Origin of the sequence: Bradyrhizobium sp. LLZ17 (genome assembly GCF_041200145.1) — a bacterium.
Lineage (GTDB): Bacteria > Pseudomonadota > Alphaproteobacteria > Rhizobiales > Xanthobacteraceae > Bradyrhizobium.
In genome coordinates this window covers 1,752,039-1,767,362 of sequence record NZ_CP165734.1, presented here as the reverse complement: position 1 = coordinate 1,767,362, position 15,324 = coordinate 1,752,039, and the positions used below count along the sequence as shown (strand labels likewise).

17 protein-coding genes are annotated in these 15,324 nt (G+C 64.3%); 7 read left to right on the top strand and 10 right to left on the bottom strand.

The genetic code is table 11. The annotated features are described in order from the left end of the window. Window positions 1–109: 109 nt before the first annotated feature. The 3 genes from AB8Z38_RS08865 to der are packed head-to-tail and all read left to right on the top strand — an operon-like array spanning window position 110 to window position 2,793. Window positions 110–763, top strand: coding sequence for a tetratricopeptide repeat protein (locus AB8Z38_RS08865; RefSeq protein ID WP_369724324.1), 654 nt, complete (start codon window positions 110–112; stop codon window positions 761–763). Window positions 764–808: 45 nt separating this feature from the next. Beyond that, complete coding sequence (locus tag AB8Z38_RS08860; RefSeq protein WP_369724322.1) at window positions 809–1,360, top strand: hypothetical protein; 552 nt, start codon at window positions 809–811, stop codon at window positions 1,358–1,360. A gap of 50 nt (window positions 1,361–1,410) precedes the next feature. Beyond that, the gene (gene der, locus AB8Z38_RS08855; RefSeq protein WP_369724320.1) at window positions 1,411–2,793 is read left to right on the top strand and encodes a ribosome biogenesis GTPase Der; all 1,383 of its coding nucleotides are present in this window, start codon (window positions 1,411–1,413) and stop codon (window positions 2,791–2,793) included. Between the two features lie 191 nt (window positions 2,794–2,984). Here der and AB8Z38_RS08850 read toward each other — a convergent pair whose 3' ends face one another. The 5 genes from AB8Z38_RS08850 to radA all read right to left on the bottom strand — a co-directional run bounded on the left by AB8Z38_RS08850 (window position 2,985) and on the right by radA (window position 9,173). Then, window positions 2,985–4,211, bottom strand: a complete 1,227-nt coding sequence (locus tag AB8Z38_RS08850) for an ABC transporter substrate-binding protein (RefSeq protein WP_369724318.1) — start codon at window positions 4,209–4,211, stop codon at window positions 2,985–2,987. A gap of 270 nt (window positions 4,212–4,481) precedes the next feature. Continuing rightward, window positions 4,482–5,222, bottom strand: coding sequence for an SDR family NAD(P)-dependent oxidoreductase (locus AB8Z38_RS08845; RefSeq protein WP_369724316.1), 741 nt, complete (start codon window positions 5,220–5,222; stop codon window positions 4,482–4,484). 159 nt (window positions 5,223–5,381) lie between these two features. Beyond that, a complete protein-coding gene (gene purF / locus AB8Z38_RS08840) occupies window positions 5,382–6,905 on the bottom strand; it encodes an amidophosphoribosyltransferase (protein ID WP_369724314.1) in 1,524 nt (507 codons plus the stop codon). A gap of 26 nt (window positions 6,906–6,931) precedes the next feature. Continuing rightward, window positions 6,932–7,561 (bottom strand): CvpA family protein, encoded by a 630-nt coding sequence (locus AB8Z38_RS08835; RefSeq protein ID WP_369726783.1) that lies wholly within the window; start codon window positions 7,559–7,561, stop codon window positions 6,932–6,934. 166 nt (window positions 7,562–7,727) lie between these two features. Further along, window positions 7,728–9,173: a DNA repair protein RadA gene (radA, locus tag AB8Z38_RS08830; RefSeq protein WP_369724312.1), complete on the bottom strand. Its 1,446-nt coding sequence runs from the start codon at window positions 9,171–9,173 to the stop codon at window positions 7,728–7,730. A gap of 193 nt (window positions 9,174–9,366) precedes the next feature. Here radA and AB8Z38_RS08825 point away from each other — a divergent pair, with 193 nt between their 5' ends. Next, on the top strand, window positions 9,367–10,164 hold the full coding sequence (locus AB8Z38_RS08825; protein WP_369724310.1) for a patatin-like phospholipase family protein: 798 nt from the start codon (window positions 9,367–9,369) through the stop codon (window positions 10,162–10,164). Here AB8Z38_RS08825 and AB8Z38_RS08820 read toward each other — a convergent pair. Both AB8Z38_RS08820 and AB8Z38_RS08815 read right to left on the bottom strand, forming a co-directional pair. Further along, entirely contained in the window at window positions 10,115–10,975 is an 861-nt protein-coding gene (locus tag AB8Z38_RS08820) for an SIR2 family protein (RefSeq protein ID WP_369724308.1), read from the bottom strand. The two genes, AB8Z38_RS08825 and AB8Z38_RS08820, sit on opposite strands and share 50 nt — an antisense overlap. 202 nt (window positions 10,976–11,177) lie before the next feature. Next, on the bottom strand, window positions 11,178–11,963 hold the full coding sequence (locus AB8Z38_RS08815) for a succinate dehydrogenase iron-sulfur subunit (protein ID WP_369726782.1): 786 nt from the start codon (window positions 11,961–11,963) through the stop codon (window positions 11,178–11,180). A 303-nt stretch (window positions 11,964–12,266) separates the two neighbouring features. On the opposite strand from AB8Z38_RS08815, the gene AB8Z38_RS08810 reads away from it, so the two are divergent. After that, window positions 12,267–12,479 carry a hypothetical protein gene (locus AB8Z38_RS08810; protein WP_369724307.1) on the top strand — a complete coding sequence of 71 codons (213 nt, stop codon included), beginning with the start codon at window positions 12,267–12,269 and terminating at the stop codon, window positions 12,477–12,479. Between the two features lie 211 nt (window positions 12,480–12,690). Here the strand turns inward: AB8Z38_RS08810 and AB8Z38_RS08805 are convergent, their stop codons facing one another. Then, entirely contained in the window at window positions 12,691–12,864 is a 174-nt protein-coding gene (locus AB8Z38_RS08805) for a hypothetical protein (protein ID WP_369724305.1), read from the bottom strand. Window positions 12,865–13,301: 437 nt separating this feature from the next. Between AB8Z38_RS08805 and AB8Z38_RS08800 the strand changes: the two genes are divergently transcribed. Continuing rightward, entirely contained in the window at window positions 13,302–13,616 is a 315-nt protein-coding gene (locus tag AB8Z38_RS08800) for a DUF1236 domain-containing protein (protein ID WP_369724303.1), read from the top strand. 42 nt (window positions 13,617–13,658) lie between these two features. Further along, a complete protein-coding gene (locus tag AB8Z38_RS08795) occupies window positions 13,659–13,841 on the top strand; it encodes a hypothetical protein (protein ID WP_369724301.1) in 183 nt (60 codons plus the stop codon). A gap of 573 nt (window positions 13,842–14,414) precedes the next feature. On the opposite strand, the gene AB8Z38_RS08790 is transcribed toward AB8Z38_RS08795, so the two are convergent. Both AB8Z38_RS08790 and AB8Z38_RS08785 read right to left on the bottom strand, forming a co-directional pair. Further along, a complete protein-coding gene (locus AB8Z38_RS08790) occupies window positions 14,415–14,882 on the bottom strand; it encodes a metallophosphoesterase family protein (RefSeq protein WP_369724299.1) in 468 nt (155 codons plus the stop codon). Window positions 14,883–14,950: 68 nt separating this feature from the next. Then, window positions 14,951–15,175, bottom strand: coding sequence for a hypothetical protein (locus tag AB8Z38_RS08785; protein ID WP_369724297.1), 225 nt, complete (start codon window positions 15,173–15,175; stop codon window positions 14,951–14,953). Window positions 15,176–15,324 lie beyond the last annotated feature (149 nt).

The window sequence follows — 15,324 nt, the reverse complement described above, 5'->3', positions numbered from 1 at the left end:
TTTGCCTTGCCTCCGCCATATCGATAGGCTATCGCCGCCGCACGTGGGGACGGGTTTTCGACGCGCACGATCTGGCGCGCGCTCCCGGCCGGGCATGGGATTATCTTAAGTGTCTGAATTATTTGACGAAGTCGACGAGGAAGTCCGTCGCGAACAGTTTAAGCGGCTGTGGGACCGATATTCGATCTATTTCATCGCTTTGATGGTGCTGATCGTGGCCGCCGTCGGCGGCTGGCGCGGCTACCAGTACCTCGAGGCCAAGAAGGCCGCCGAGGCCGGCGCCGTCTTCGAGAAGGCCGTCGCGCTGTCCGAGCAGGACAAGCACGCCGAGGCCGAGGCCGCCTTTACCGATCTCGCCGCCAAGGCCCCCTCCGGCTACCGCACTTTGGCGCGGATGCGCGCTGCCGCCGAAGCATCGGCCCGCGATCCCAAGGCTGCGGCCAAGATCTACGACGACATCGCCGCCGACCGCAGCGTCGGCAGCGAGTGGCAGGATTTGGCAAAGGTTCGCGCGGCTGCCTTGCTGCTCGATAGCGCCGGTTACGCTGAGATACAGCAGCGGTTGGAGGCCTCCGCCACGCCGCAATCGACCTTCCGCCACAGCGCCCGCGAGATGTTGGCGTTGTCGGCCTGGCGCAACAACGACATGACCGCGGCCCACAAGTGGCTCGATGCGATCGCCGAGGACGGCGAAACCCCGCCGGGCCTGCGCTCGCGCGCCGAGGCACTCCAGGCCCTGCTGCCGCCCGTCGCCAAGAGCTGACGGCCAAGTAAGCCAAGCCAAAGTGAGCTGAGACGAGATATCGATATGCGCCGTACGTCCCGCTTGATCGCAGCCGCCGTCCTGATCGCCTTCACGGGCGTCCTGGGCGGCTGCTCGAACTTCGATCCGAGCGATCTTATGGACTTCCTCGACACCAAGAAGAAGCTGCCGGGCGAGCGCAAGCCGGTGTTCCCCGAGGGCGTGCCGGGGCTCGAGCAGGGCGTGCCGAAAGAGATGTACAAGGGCGCTCAGCAGCAGGCGGATCCAAACGCGCCTGCCGTTGCAGCGTTGCCCGCAGAGCCGCCGCCCGCTGAACCGCCGAAATCGTCGAAATCCAAGGCGAAGAAGACCAGGCAGCCGGTCGCGGCCGCTCCGGCCGAAGCGCCGGCCGGTGAAGTCGACGGCGAGGCCCAGCCAGAGGCAGCGCCCGCGCCTGCCGTAGCGCCACCGAAGCGGAAGATCGTCCGCAAGCGCACCACGGCGCCCCCGCCGGACCAACCCGCGCAGCAGCCGGCGCAATCGGCTCAGACCACCCAGCAACAGCAGCCGCAGGCAGCTTTCCCCGCACCGTTGCCCAGCGGCAGTTTCTCTCGCTGATATTTTTCACTGAATTGACAGTCGCCACCTCCGCGGCGCACGAATGACCAATGTCCTTTACGATCGCCATTATCGGCCGGCCCAATGTCGGCAAGTCGACGCTGTTCAACCGCCTGGTCGGACAGAAGCTCGCGCTCGTCGATGACCTGCCTGGCGTCACCCGCGATCGCCGCGAGGGCGAGGCCAGGCTCGGCGATCTCGAATTCACCATCATCGACACCGCGGGCCTCGACGAAGGCGCCAAGGGCTCGCTGACTGCGCGGATGCAGGAGCAGACCGAGACCGCGATCGCGCTGGCCGACGCCTTGTTCTTCGTGATCGATGCCCGCATTGGTCTCACGCCGACCGATCGCTCCTTTGCCGATTTCGCCCGCCGTGCCAACAAGCCGGTGCTGCTGGTCGCCAACAAGAGCGAGGGCAAGCACGGCGACGCCGGCGCGATGGAGGCGTTTGCACTCGGTCTCGGCGATCCCATCCAGGTCTCGGCCGAGCATGGCGAGGGCATGGGTGAGCTCTATGACGCCCTGAGCAAGCTGATGCCGGAGCCTGTCGACGAGGACGAGGCGGAGGACGACGAGCCGCTGACGGAGGAAGAGGCGGCCACGCGTCCGATCCGGGTTGCCATCGTCGGCCGCCCCAATGCCGGCAAGTCGACGCTGATCAACTATTTGCTCGGCGAGGAGCGGCTGCTGACGAGCCCGGAAGCCGGCACCACACGCGATTCCATTGCGGTCGAGATCAATTGGAAGGGCCGCGAGTTTCGCGTGTTCGACACCGCCGGCCTGCGCCGGCGCTCGCGCATCGAGGAGAAGCTGGAGAAGCTCTCGGTCGCCGACGCGTTGCGCGCGGTGCGCTTTGCCGAAGTCGTCGTGATGACGATGGATGCGCAGAACCGCTTCGAGGAGCAGGATTTGCGCATCGCCGACCTGATCGAGCGCGAGGGCCGCGCTGTCGTGCTCGCCGTCAACAAATGGGATCTGATGGAAAGCAAGGGCGGCGGCGCCATCTCCGGCTTGCGCCGCGATGCCGACCATCTGCTGCCGCAGATCAAGGGCGTGCCGATCGTCGCCATCTCCGGCTTGGTGGGCGAGGGCATCGATCGCCTGATGCAGGCCATCCAGGACGCCTATGCGCTCTGGAACAGGCGCGTCTCGACCTCGGCCTTGAACCGCTGGTTCGAGGAGGCAGTCCAGGCCAATCCGCCGCCCGCCGTGTCCGGCCGCCGCCTCAAGCTGAACTACATCACGCAGACCAAAGCGCGGCCGCCGAGCTTCGTGCTGTTCTGTTCGCGCGCGGATGCGGTACCGCAGTCCTATTTGCGCTATCTGACCAATTCGATGCGTGAGGCCTTCGAGCTGCCGGGTACGCCGGTGCGCATCACCTTGCGCGAGAAGGCCAATCCCTTCGCGCACAAACGCAAGCGGCCGTCGTGAGCCCGGCGCGCCGTTCTTGCTTGCGGTGCTGTTGACGGTGATGCGTGTCGCGATCGCGATGCGGACGTTGGCTGCCACGAAGACGATCTCGTAGGGTGGGCAAAGGCGCTCTTGCGCCGTGCCCACCATCTTCATGATCCGAAGAAGCGGTGGGCACGCTACGCTTTGCCTACCCTACGGCACCTATGCCCTTACTTCTTCACCAGCGGACACTCGCTGTCCTTGAGCGGCTTGGCCGCGTCTTCCGCCGGGATGGTGGCGACCAGCTTGTAATAGTCCCACGGTCCCTTCGATTCTTCCGGCTTCTTCACTTCGAACAGATAGGCCGGGATGAGGCGGCGGCCGTCCTCGCGCAGCGGGCCCTTGCCGAACAGCGGGTCGTCGGTCGGCAACTCCTTCATCTTGGCGACGACCTTGGCGCCGTCATGCGGGTTGCCACCGAGCGCTTCCATCGCCTTGAGATAATGCATCACCATCGCGTAATTGCCGGCCTGCGTCATCGAGGGCATCGCATTCTTGCTGGCCAGCGCCGCGAAGCGCTTCGACCAGGCGCGGGTCTGGTCGTTCATGTCCCAGTAGAAGGACTCCGTGAAGGTCAGGCCCTGGGCGGTCTTCAGGCCCAGCGAATGCACGTCGTTGATGAACAGCAGCAGCGCGGCGAGCTTTTGCCCGCCCTGCACAATGCCGAACTCGGAGGCCTGCTTGATCGCGTTGGTGGTGTCGCCGCCGGCGTTGGCGAGGCCCACAACCTTGGCTTTTGACGATTGCGCCTGGAGCAGGAAGGACGAGAAGTCCGCGGTATTGATCGGATGCCTGACGCTGCCGAGCACCTTGCCGCCGTTGGCGGTGACCACGGCCGAGGTGTCGCGTTCAAGCGCGTGGCCGAAGGCATAGTCGGAGGTGAGAAAGAACCAGGTGTCGCCGCCGGCCTTGGTCAGCGCTTTGCCGGTGCCGTTGGCCAGCATGTAGGTGTCATAGGTGTAGGAGACGGTGTTCGGCGTGCAGGCTTTGCCAGTCAGATCGCCGGACGCCGCGCCGGAATTCAGCAGCACCGCATTCTTTTCCTTGACGAGGTTGCTGACCGCCAGTGCGACGCCGGAGTTCGGCGTATCCGCGATCGCATCGACCTTCTCGTTGTCGATCCACTGCCGCGCGATGTTGACACCGACGTCCGGCTTGTTCTGGTGATCGCCGCTCAGCACGTCGATCTTCCAGCCCTTCTTCAGCAGGCCGGAATCCTCGACCGCCATCTTGATGGCGACCACGGAGTTCGGGCCGCCGATATCGGCATAGAGGCTCGACATGTCGTTGAGTACGCCGATCTTGACGGTCTTGTCCTGGGCGTAAGCGGATGTGGCAAAACCGAAAGCGGCGCAGGCCAAAAGGGCCGCATAGCGGCGCGCGAACGTCGTCGTCATGAAAGGTTTCCTCCATTGTCAAATAGGCGGACGGCTCTCTTGCGGAGCCTTGTTCCGGCTGATGGCTCTAGCGTGTCCCACGGGGGTCGGCAATGCGCCTAAAGCCGGATGACGCTGCGTCCCGGCGTCATCCGTGGGTTAACCTTTGGGCAAAATGCGTTGAGACGCTATTTGAGCGCGTCCGCCGTCAGCTTGAATTTCTGGATCCGCTTTCCGGTGTCGACCTCGGCGGTATAGACGTTACCCTTGGCGGGGAAGTCGTCGAGTCAATCAGGCCGGCGCGCGGAAGCTCATCAGCGTGCGCGTCTTGTAGTCGTAGAACCTGCCGGTCTCGGTCCAGTCCGGCGCGCACATCGGCACGATGAATTCGGCGACCTGCTCGGGCGTCTCCAGCGTCGCCGGATCTTCGCCCGGCATCAGGGTGGCGCGCATGCGGGTGCGGACCGGACCTGGATTGAACAGGTTGACGCGCAGCCTGGTGTTGGCCGTCTCCTGTGCCCAGGCGCGCGCCAGCGTTTCCAGCGCCGCCTTGGAGGCGGCGTAGGGGCTCACATAGGCAGTCGCCTTGTTGGCGGCGCCGGAGGTGACGAACACGGCGCGGCCGGCATCGGACTGCTTCAGCAGCGGCTCTATGCAGCGGATCAGCTGGAAGTTCGCGGAGACGTTGACGGCCATGACATCGTTGAAGGTCTTCAGCTCGATATGGCCGATCGGCGAGGAGGGGCCGAGCACCCCGGCATTGCCGACGAGGATGTCGAGCTTGCCGTAGCGTTCGTGCAGGCCGGCGCCGAGCCGCGCGATGCCGTCGAAATCGGTGAGGTTGAGCGGCACCAGTGTGGCGCTGCCGCCATCTTTCCGGATCTCGTCGTCGAGCTCCTCGAGCGCGCCTTGCGTGCGCGCCACCGCGACGATATGCGCGCCGGCTTGCGCCAGTGCCTTTGCCGTGGCGAAGCCGATGCCGCGCGAGGCGCCGGTGACGAGAGCGATGCGATTGGCGAGAGGGGATGTCATGGCGGGGTTTTACAGACGTGGACCGCCGGGGCAAGCCCCCGCACAACTGTCATTCCGGGATGGTGCGAAGCGCCAGACCCGAATCTCGAGATCCTCAGGTGCGCAATTGCGCAGCATAGTTCGGTCCTGCTGGACCGCCCCGGGATGACGGCTGCGCCGTCAGCTCGCCTCCGCCAGCAAGGACAGCTGCCGCGGCTGCGGCTCGGACTGGGTCTGGTCGGTGAGGTGGGTCGGGTAGGCGCCGGTGAAGCAATGATCCGAGAATTTCGGATTGGCGGGGTCGCGGCCGGGCTCGCCCATGGCGCGGTACATGCCGTCGATCGACAGGAAGGCGAGCGAGTCCGCGCCGATGATCTCGCGCATCTCTTCCAGCGAATGGGTCGCTGCCAGAAGGCCGCCACGATCGGGCAGGTCGATGCCGTAATAATCGGGATAGAGGATCGGCGGCGAGGCGAGACGGAAGTGCACTTCCTTGGCGCCAGCGTCGCGCATCATGCGCACGATCTTCTTCGAAGTGGTGCCGCGCACCAGCGAATCGTCGATCAGGATGATGCGCTTGCCTTCGATCGCGGCGCGGTTGGCCGAATGCTTCATGCGGACGCCGGATTCGCGGATCGCCTGCGTCGGCTGGATGAAGGTGCGGCCGACATAGTGATTGCGGATGATGCCGAGCTCGAACGGCACGCCGGAATGTTGGCTGTAGCCGACCGCGGCGGGCACGCCGGAATCCGGCACCGGCACGACGACGTCGACCGGCACATGGCTCTCGCGCGCGAGCTGCGCGCCAAAGGCCTTGCGCACCTCGTAGACGGAGCGGCCGTGGACGATGGAATCCGGACGGGAGAAATAGATGTACTCGAAGATGCAGGGCCGCGGCGCGATCCGCGGGAACGGCTTGTGGACGTCCTGGCCGTTCTCGTCGAACACGATGACTTCGCCGGGTTCGATGTCGCGCACGAAACGTGCGCCGATGATGTCGAGGGCGCAGGTCTCGGAGGTCAGGATCGGGCAGCCGTCGAGGTCGCCGAGCACCAGCGGGCGGATGCCGCGGGGATCGCGCGCGCCGACCAGCTTCTTGTTGGTCAGCGAGACCAGCGCATAGGCGCCTTCGATCTCGCGCAACGCGTCGATATAGCGCTCGATGAAGCGGCTGCGCCGGGAGCGCGCAACCAGATGCAGGATCACTTCGGTGTCGGTGGTCGACTGCATCATCGCGCCGCTCTTCACGAGCTCGCGGCGCAGCGTCAGGCCGTTGGTGAGGTTGCCGTTATGGGCGACGGCGAGGCCGCCGGCATTGAGCTCGGCGAACAGCGGCTGCACGTTGCGCAGGATGGTGGCGCCGGTGGTGGAATAGCGGACATGGCCCACCGCCATGTTGCCGGGCAGGCGGTCGATCACCTCGCGGCGCGAGAAGGTGTCGCCGACGAGGCCGAGGCGGCGTTCGCTGTGAAAGCGGCTGCCGTCGTAGGAGACGATACCGGCGGCCTCCTGGCCGCGGTGCTGAAGCGCGTGAAGTCCGAGGGCGGTGATGGCGGCGGCGTCGGGGTGTCCGTAGATGCCGAAGACGCCGCATTCCTCGCGCAGCGTATCTCCCTCCAGGTCGTCCTGAAGCTCCAGCGCGGCCGGACTCACTTGGGCGTTTGGATCGAGATCAAGCCGGGCGTCCTGGTCAGGGTGTCGCATCTCGTCCGCGCCTCTCTCTGGGTCGACTAACGTGCCGCAGGTTTCTCGATCAGCTTTTTCAGGCCATCACGAGCCGGTTTGCTGTATCCGTCGCCACTGCCCGCGGGCTGTTGCTCGGTATCAGCTTGATCATCATCTGGTTTGTTTTTCTTGAATCTCTTCAAGATGGTGTTCTCGGGGTCATCCGGCAAGAGGGACATCAGCCAATCCCCGGTTCCCTGGAGCACCACGCGGGATTTGGCCCCCGTGACCCAGTCCGGGCGCTGCTTGTCCGGCACCAGCCAGGTGAAGAACAGGAACGCCACCACCACGATCAGAAGCCCCCGAGCCAGCCCGAACAGGAAGCCCAGGGTGCGGTCCAGCGCGCCGATCCGCGAATCCAGGATCATGTCCGAGATCCGGACCGTGATCACGGAGACCACGACCAGGGTACCGACGAACACGCCGGCGACCACGACCACGCTCGCGACCGTATCGTTGTTGAAATAGGTCTTTGCGGTCGGCAGCAGCTTGGAGAAGGAGTACAGCGTCACGATGGCCGCCGTGCCCCAGGCGGCGATCGACAGGATTTCGCGCATGAAGCCGCGGACCATCGCAAGCAGGCCCGAAATCAGCATCACACCGAGCAGGATCAGGTCGAGGAGTGTTACAGGCATCGGCTGGTCTGGTCCGCTCGTACGTCGAAGGTGCTCAGCGAATCGGTGCTTGGCCGCCGCCCTAAGTGAGGGCCAGACAGCGTTCCCGGCAAGGCCGTAACCACGCAATCCCGTGCTGCTTTTGTGACGGCTGTATAGCGGCGGGGGCGCGGGACGTCACCTCCAGCTAACCCTCTCCGCGGCGGAATCTTGCCGGTGTGGCATTTTTCTCTGCCGGAGCGCTCGACTCGCCCCGGCGGGAGCCGCGCGCGGCGATCTCGGCCACCAGGGTGGTCAGGCTGTTGATCGCATTGAGCGAGAGTCCGGCGTCGCCGCCAGCGTCGCCCCGGGCCGATTCGGGCAGCACGGCGCGCTGGAAGCCGAGTTTTGCCGCTTCCTTGAGCCGGGCCGGCGTCTGCGCCACCGGGCGGACCACGCCGGACAATGAAATCTCGCCGAAATAGACCGCATCGGTCGGTAACTGTGCGTTAACCAGCGACGAAACCAGTGCGGCCGCCGCGGCGAGGTCGGCCGCCGGCTCGTGGATGCGCAGGCCGCCCGCGACGTTCAGATAGACGTCGTGGCCGGACAGCTTGACCCCGCAATGGGCCTCCAGCACCGCGAGCACCATCGACAGCCGGCTCGGATCCCAGCCGACCACGGCCCGGCGCGGGGTGCCGAGCGAGGTCGGCGCCACCAGCGCTTGCAATTCGACCAGAAGCGGCCTTGTGCCTTCGATACCCGCGAACACGGCGGTGCCGGGCGTGCCGAGATCGCGCTCCGACAGGAATAGCTCGGACGGATTGGTGACCTCGCGCAGGCCGAGGCCGGTCATCTCGAACACGCCGATCTCGTCGGTCGGGCCGAAGCGGTTCTTGACGGCGCGCAGGATGCGGAATTGCTGCGAGCCTTCGCCCTCGAACGACAGCACGGCATCGACCATGTGCTCGACCACGCGCGGGCCGGCGATCTGGCCGTCCTTGGTGACGTGCCCGACCAGGATGATGGCCGCACCGGTTTTCTTGGCAAAACGAATCAGCGCCTGCGCCGAGGCGCGCACCTGCGTCACCGTGCCGGGAGCGGATTCCACCGTGTCGGTCCACATGGTCTGGATCGAGTCGATCACGATCAGCCGCGGCACTGCGCCTTCCGACAAGGTCGAGACGATGTCCTCCACCGAGGTTTCGGCGGCGAGCTGCACCGGCGCATCCGACAGCCCAAGCCGCTCGGCGCGCAGCCGCACCTGCGCGATCGCCTCTTCGCCGGAGATGTAGACGATGCGATGGCCGGCGCGCGCCATCAGGCTCGTCGCCTGGGTGAGCAGCGTCGATTTGCCGATGCCGGGATCGCCGCCGACCAGCAGCACCGAGCCGCGGACGAAGCCGCCACCGGTGACGCGGTCGAGCTCGGTCATGCCCGAGGACAGGCGAGGCGCGTCCTGGGTTTTTCCGGACAGGCTCTCCAGCGCAAACGTCCGCCCCCTGCGCTTGGAGCGGATCGAGACCGGCACGCTGCCGGTCGCGTCCTCCTCGGCCAGCGTGTTCCACTCGCCGCAGGACTCGCACTTGCCCTGCCAGCGGTTATAGGCCGCGCCGCAGTTCTGGCAGACGAAGGAAAGCGTGTTCTTGGCCATGGGGGACAGTTGAGTCGAGGTGTCGGGGGCTGCTGATAGCACGGAATGGCGCGGGCGAGGGGACATCCGCGTTGCGGGCCCCCGGCGCCCGGGAACGTCGCTTCGCATCCGGCGTTCAAGACCGCGATGCCTGTGCGCGCCGCGGTGGTCCATTCCCCGTCGTCACTCGCGCAACACCGGATCCGGGGCGAGCATGGCCGACGAGCAACCTCTGACGGCGATTGTCTTCTCCGGCGGGCTCGGGCTTGGCGCCTACCATGCCGGTGCGTTCGAGGCCTTTACGTCCGCCGGCGGTCCGCTCGACTGGGTGACCGGCTCATCGGCCGGGGCCATCACCGCCGCGCTGATCGCGGGCAGTGCCACGGCCGATCGCATCGGGAACTTGCGCCGCTACTGGCACGGGCCAACGAGCCCAACCCCGGTGCCCGATACCAACCGTCATTTGCTGGCCTGGTTGAGCTCGATCAACACGCGCCTTGTGGGTCATGCCCGCTTCTTCCATCCTCGGCTGCCGGTTCCAGCATCGCACTTCGGCGGCCTCTACGATCTCGGCCCGACGCGAGAGCGCCTGCAACAGCTGATCGACTTCGAACGCCTCAATGCCGGTGATCTCCGCATCACCATCTGCGCGACGGATCTCGAAACCGGCGGCGCCGTATTATTCGATTCCCAGACCTTCCACCGGTTTCGTCACGCCCTCGAAGCCCGCCGGCTGCGCGCCGAGCTGCAGGGCCCTGATCGCGACGACCTGATTTGGCTGCTGAGCTACCGGCCAGGCGCCGAGGAGGCGGGGCCGGAGAAGTCCTTGATCTGTCGGAAGTCGCGATGGCCCAAAGTGGCAGGCGGGCTTCCTCGACATGCAGCATGCCGCAGGACTCGCTCCCGACAAGGATGGGATCTGCAGCGTGCGCCGGCGCTACCGCTATCCCTGCGGACTCGCTCTATGCCTTCGCGTCGAGACGCTTGCGGATGTCGCGCAGAAAGCGTGTGAGGCCCTCGTCGGCGGTCATGCCCTCAGGCGCGCCGACGGTGGTGATGCCCCAGTTCGCCAACACCGCCTCCTGCACCGGGTTGGGCTGAGACACGAATGCGAACGATCGTGGCCGGTCCTGACGGTGCCCCGATTGCTCCCATGTCTGCCAGATACGGTGCAGCAGGAGGCGGATATTCGGATCCGACATGCTGTAGCCGATGAACAGCAGCGTGCTTCCGAGAGCGTCGGCGCGAAAGCGGACATCGAGCGGCGAATTGAACGCGAGCCGGTTGAGAAAATCCGTCTCGGTCAGGACGAGCGAGGCGTCATCGTCGAAGTCGCCATGAAATTTGATGATGTGCGTGACACCGACGGTGGCGCTCGCAATCTCCTTGGCGTTGCTGATCTTGGCGTAGGGCTTTTCCAGGACGTCGAATGCGGTCTCGAGATTGCGGTCGTAGTTCGTCGTATAAATGATCGGGAAATCCAGCTCGACGATCAGCTTGTGGAGCTTCGAGGCAGCGATCTTGTCCGGATCGACCCGCCAGTTGCGGTCCAGCCAGCTCCGCAGAGGGCCAATGCCGCCGCGCTTCAGCCGATAATACTCCGCCAGCGTCTGATAGCCGCCATGCATTCCCTCGATGACGTCGCGTTCGAGACCGAGATCATCCAGCAGATGGTCGATCAGGGATTGCCAGGATGGCAGGCCGACCGCCATCGACACTCCCGCGCCGACGAACAGGATGGCTCGGCGCTGCAATATCGCGGCGGCCAGGATGTCCTGGGGCGGACGCTCCCGGTACGCAAGCCTTGTCGTCTGTTCGTCCATCTAACCTAAATGGCGCGATGAGGTGAGGGTTCCTAACGGGATGCCGCTCGGTCAGCGGGCGATGACGCGCTCTTCTCGGTCTGCTTGACGAAGCGGGCGATCAGCCGCCGCAGCTCCGCCTTGTGCACCATGCGGGCCGCGGTTTTCGCCGACAAGCGCGCGCCGCAGCCATCATTCCTCCGGCGGCGTGATCTCGAGCAGGTCAGAACTTCCGCTCGACCATCTTGAGACGCAGCCCGGCTATTGCTTCCCCGGGATTCAAGCCTTTCGGACAAGCCTTCGCGCAATTGAGGATGGTGTGACAGCGATAGAGCCTGAAGGGATCTTCGAGCTTGTCGAGGCGCTCTCCCGTGGCCTCGTCGCGGCTGTCGTTGATCCAGCGGGCCGCCTGGATCAGCGCCGCCGGCCCGAGGAAGCGCTCGGAATTCCACCAATAGCTCGGGCACGACGTCGAGCAACACGCGCACAGAATGCATTCATAGAGCCCGTCGAGCTTCGCGCGGTCCTCGTGGCTCTGCCGCCATTCCTTCGGAGGCGTGGGTGAACTGGTCTGCAGCCACGGCTCGATCAGGGCGAGCTGCGCGTAGAAATTCGTCAGGTCCGGTACGAGGTCCTTCACCACCGGCTGATGCGGCAAGGGCAGAACGCGCAGCGGCTCGCCTTCCGGAACGTCCTCCATCATGGACTTGGTGCAGGCCAGCGTGTTCTGGCCGGCGATGTTCATCGAACAGGAGCCGCACACGCCTTCGCGGCAAGACCGCCTGAAGGTGAGGGTGGAATCGATGTTGTTTTTGATCCAGAGCAGGCCATCGAGAACCATGGGCCCGCAATCGCTCATGTCGACGAAGTAGGTATCCAGCCGCGGATTGCGGCCATCGTCCGGATTCCAGCGATAGACCTGGAATTCGCGCAACGACGTGCTGTCTGGCTTGGGCCAGATCTTGCCTGTTTCGACGCGGGAGTTTTTCGGGAGCCTGAATTCGACCATGTGGACCAAGCCATCTCGCATGCGGCCGTTCCCATGAACATGACGCACGCTGCGTGCCAATAACTTGCGTTAAGCTGCGGGTCCGCTGGATCGCGCCGACCATGTGATCGGAGTCCCTTGCTGGCGGCAATTGGAACGTTCAACACAAAGCTGCGTCATGTGAACTCCAGATTGGAGCTTCATCATGCTGAGAAGATTGTTCTTGCTTGCTTTGGGCGGGTTCGGACTCGCGGCCGACATTGAGCATCACCTCGCGATCCTGAGCAATCTCAGCGAAGTGGGATAGCGGGTGAGGAGGCCGCCATGGCGTACGCCTTGTTCAAAGACCGCGAAAAACTGAGCCGGACCTTTGTGACAAAGGAGGAGGCCTTGCAAAAGGCCGACGAAGCCGGGTTGGTCGAAGATCGCGACAAGCCTGTGCTTGAGGACGACCTCAAGATTGAGCCGTGCCCACCCGACCCCGAACCTCGCAGCGACGAAGATCTCGATTGGACGCCGGCGAGGCCGGCGTCCTGAAACCGTCCGGCTCAGCTTCTCTCGCGATCATTGTGCGTGTGATGCTGATCGCGCTCTCCGCCCCCTCCCGAGACGTGTGACTTTCGATCGTTGGTCGGCGTTCCCGGCGCGGGAACCTCGTGGTCGCGTCCTCCTTTTCGGGATGCTTGCGGTCCTGCCGGGAAGATCCCGGACCGCCAAAGCGTTCAGTGTCTGAGTTCTTGTGCGGCATTCATCGATCCTGCTGGTAGCCTTGATTGGTCGTGTTCTGCTTGATGTTGCCGTGACGGCCCTGAGTGTCGAAGTTCTCACGACCAGGGACCTTTTCATCCGCCTCGATCTTCGGATCCGATCCCGGGCCCTTGTCGCTGCGCTGCTCTGGCGGGACGGGGGGCATTTTGGACATGGCTTGCTCCTGTTTCGAGTTTCCGCGACCGCATGCAGAGTCGCGACCTCACACAGAGAGCAATCAGGTGCGGCGACGGTCGTTCCCTGCGCTGACGCATGTCCTTGGGACACGCACCATTGGTGGAACGAACGATTTGCGCCCGTGTTGGCCAGACAGTTGCCAGCAAGGGTTTTTCTTCATGGTCAAGGATCTGTCCCGCGAAACCGAGAAAGGCGGCACTCGCAAGGTGATGATGGCGGGATACGCGCTGGCCGCGGTCGTGTTTGCAGGTTTCATTCTCTGGTTTGCCGTTCCCCAGATGTTTGGTGCGACGGATTACCTCGGCCGCCCCTCGACAGGAGCGGACAAGGGGGCACCGGCGACGACGGTCGGCACCGGAGTTCCGACGCAGCGGGAAGGGGTCAGCAAAGCCGCCAAAGACAATCCCGCCGGCAATGAAGATTCTGACCGGCGGTCGTGCGCGCGATGTCCAGCAGACCGCGAGCGCGGTGAATCTCAGCGATCAGCAACGCCAGCAGCTTCGCTCGATTATGTCATCGGCGCATGGCCCGACCATGGATCGTCCCAATTTCGAGATGATGATCGGCACCTCCGTGCCGCGCCAGACTCAGGTTGCCGACCTGCCGCCCGAGGTCACGCAGGTGCTGAACGGCTTCTGGGGCGACCAATATCTGATCGCCGGGAAGGATCTCGTCATCGTCGATCAACATTCGCGCCGCGTGGCCGGAATTATCGCCGAAGTTCGCTAGGCATGAACCGCCGCGTGCCCTCACTCAAGAGAGGAAAATGCCATGCCGAAGACGCCTGAAAACGATCCTCGAGAAACACCGCACGACGATCCGCGACAACAAAACGATCTGCCGACGCACAGGCAGACGGACGAGCCTTGGCGCGGCAATCCGGAGAAGGAGCAGATCGATCCCAAGCGCCCGCCGATCGATCTGGAGCGATGGCAGAAATCCAACACTCACTAGAGCGGAATGGCTTTGGTTGAATCGATTGGCCGTGGGCTCGCTCAAGCTCTCCCGCTTGCGGGAGAGGTCGGCGCGAAGCGCGACGTGAGGGTTCTCTCCACACAGGGCTTCTCGATTGCGGAGACACCCCATCCAACCTTCCCGCAAGCGCAGGGTGATCGCGTTGAGAGACTGCTCCCTGCGGGCGATCCTTCGAGACGCCCGCTTTGGCGGGCTCCTCAGGATGAGGGCGGAGTGCGCGGTAGCAGTTTCAACGGGCGCCGATGCGGCTTAGCCTCATCCTGAGGAGACCGCGGAGCGGTCGTCTCGAAGGACGAGGCGCGCTCAGGCCGGCCAACAACCAGATGCGACAGTCCTGTCCGCAAGCGGGAGATGGAGAGCACCTTCGCCGTGGCGAGCAGTCAAATCCTGATTTCACGATGCTCTGATGGCTGGAGAACTGGACATGGCCTGACTTCGCTTGCGGCATCTGCTCACGATGGGCGGCAGCTTTCGAAGCGATTGTGCGTAGGGCGGCCCCGGGGAGACGCCTCTCGGTGATGGTCAAGCTTGCGCCGGTTATTCCCATCGCTCTCACCTGTCGAGGTGATGAATCATGGGCTGCAGAGCGCCGGTCTCGTCCAGATCGAGCGTTGCCAACGTGATTGGCAAATGGAAGCGCCTCGGCCCGGCGCTTCCGGGGTTCAGGAAGAGTATTCCGTTGATCGTCTTGATCTGCACCCGGTGCGAGTGGCCGGAAATGACGGCATCAATGTCATGCGCGGCCGGATCGATCTCCAGAGTCTTGAGATCGTGCAGGAGGTAGAAGCCGCGGCCGCCAAGGCGTAGCGTTTCGGTTTCAGGATAGTGCCTCGCCCAATCGCCGACATCGAGGTTTCCCCTGATCGCCGTGACGGGCGCAATTCGGCGCAGCCGCTCCAGAATGTCCGGCGTGCCGATATCACCGGCATGGATGATGTGGGACACGCCGGCGAGGTAATGTTCGACTTCCGGCCTCAGGAGACCGTGGGTGTCCGAGATCACTCCGATCCTCAACGACATGTCGGGCCGAAACTCCACTGCGAGGGTCTGCTGCAAGATTCGAGTGTAAAAGACTCTACTGCAACGCTTCAGTGCAGCACATCCAGTGGCACCTTTCCGATCTCCTCACCCTCCTGGTTCGTGATCAGAATGGAGAAGTTGCGGCCCTTGAGCTCGGGCCGCTCGGCAAGCAGTCGCCTGGCAATGACTTCGGCAACGTCCAAAGCCTGAATGTCGTCCGGCAGCTCCGAGCCGCCTTCGTCGGTCACGGTTCTCGAATCCACCAGATCGAAATGATAGCGTGGCACGTCCATCCTCGAGGTTTCCTCGGGGAACGCGCGGTCTCAGGAGTTCGTTCCGGCACGGGACTCTCGCGGTGGACCCACAGGCTTTGAGACGTATTCCAGAGCATCATACCGGCCGATACATCCTTTGTTAGCTCTATGCCGCCGCGCCGCACCGG

Coding starts and splice junctions, on each gene's coding strand:
- AB8Z38_RS08860 (WP_369724322.1), top strand. CDS start 809: ATGCGCCGTACGTCCCGCTTGATCGCAGCCGCCGTCCTGATCGCCTTC.
- der (WP_369724320.1), top strand. CDS start 1,411: ATGTCCTTTACGATCGCCATTATCGGCCGGCCCAATGTCGGCAAGTCG.
- AB8Z38_RS08850 (WP_369724318.1), bottom strand. CDS start 4,211: ATGACGACGACGTTCGCGCGCCGCTATGCGGCCCTTTTGGCCTGCGCC.
- AB8Z38_RS08845 (WP_369724316.1), bottom strand. CDS start 5,222: ATGACATCCCCTCTCGCCAATCGCATCGCTCTCGTCACCGGCGCCTCG.
- purF (WP_369724314.1), bottom strand. CDS start 6,905: ATGCGACACCCTGACCAGGACGCCCGGCTTGATCTCGATCCAAACGCC.
- AB8Z38_RS08835 (WP_369726783.1), bottom strand. CDS start 7,561: ATGCCTGTAACACTCCTCGACCTGATCCTGCTCGGTGTGATGCTGATT.
- radA (WP_369724312.1), bottom strand. CDS start 9,173: ATGGCCAAGAACACGCTTTCCTTCGTCTGCCAGAACTGCGGCGCGGCC.
- AB8Z38_RS08825 (WP_369724310.1), top strand. CDS start 9,367: ATGGCCGACGAGCAACCTCTGACGGCGATTGTCTTCTCCGGCGGGCTC.
- AB8Z38_RS08820 (WP_369724308.1), bottom strand. CDS start 10,975: ATGGACGAACAGACGACAAGGCTTGCGTACCGGGAGCGTCCGCCCCAG.
- AB8Z38_RS08815 (WP_369726782.1), bottom strand. CDS start 11,963: ATGGTCGAATTCAGGCTCCCGAAAAACTCCCGCGTCGAAACAGGCAAG.
- AB8Z38_RS08810 (WP_369724307.1), top strand. CDS start 12,267: ATGGCGTACGCCTTGTTCAAAGACCGCGAAAAACTGAGCCGGACCTTT.
- AB8Z38_RS08805 (WP_369724305.1), bottom strand. CDS start 12,864: ATGTCCAAAATGCCCCCCGTCCCGCCAGAGCAGCGCAGCGACAAGGGC.
- AB8Z38_RS08800 (WP_369724303.1), top strand. CDS start 13,302: ATGAAGATTCTGACCGGCGGTCGTGCGCGCGATGTCCAGCAGACCGCG.
- AB8Z38_RS08795 (WP_369724301.1), top strand. CDS start 13,659: ATGCCGAAGACGCCTGAAAACGATCCTCGAGAAACACCGCACGACGAT.
- AB8Z38_RS08790 (WP_369724299.1), bottom strand. CDS start 14,882: ATGTCGTTGAGGATCGGAGTGATCTCGGACACCCACGGTCTCCTGAGG.
- AB8Z38_RS08785 (WP_369724297.1), bottom strand. CDS start 15,175: ATGGACGTGCCACGCTATCATTTCGATCTGGTGGATTCGAGAACCGTG.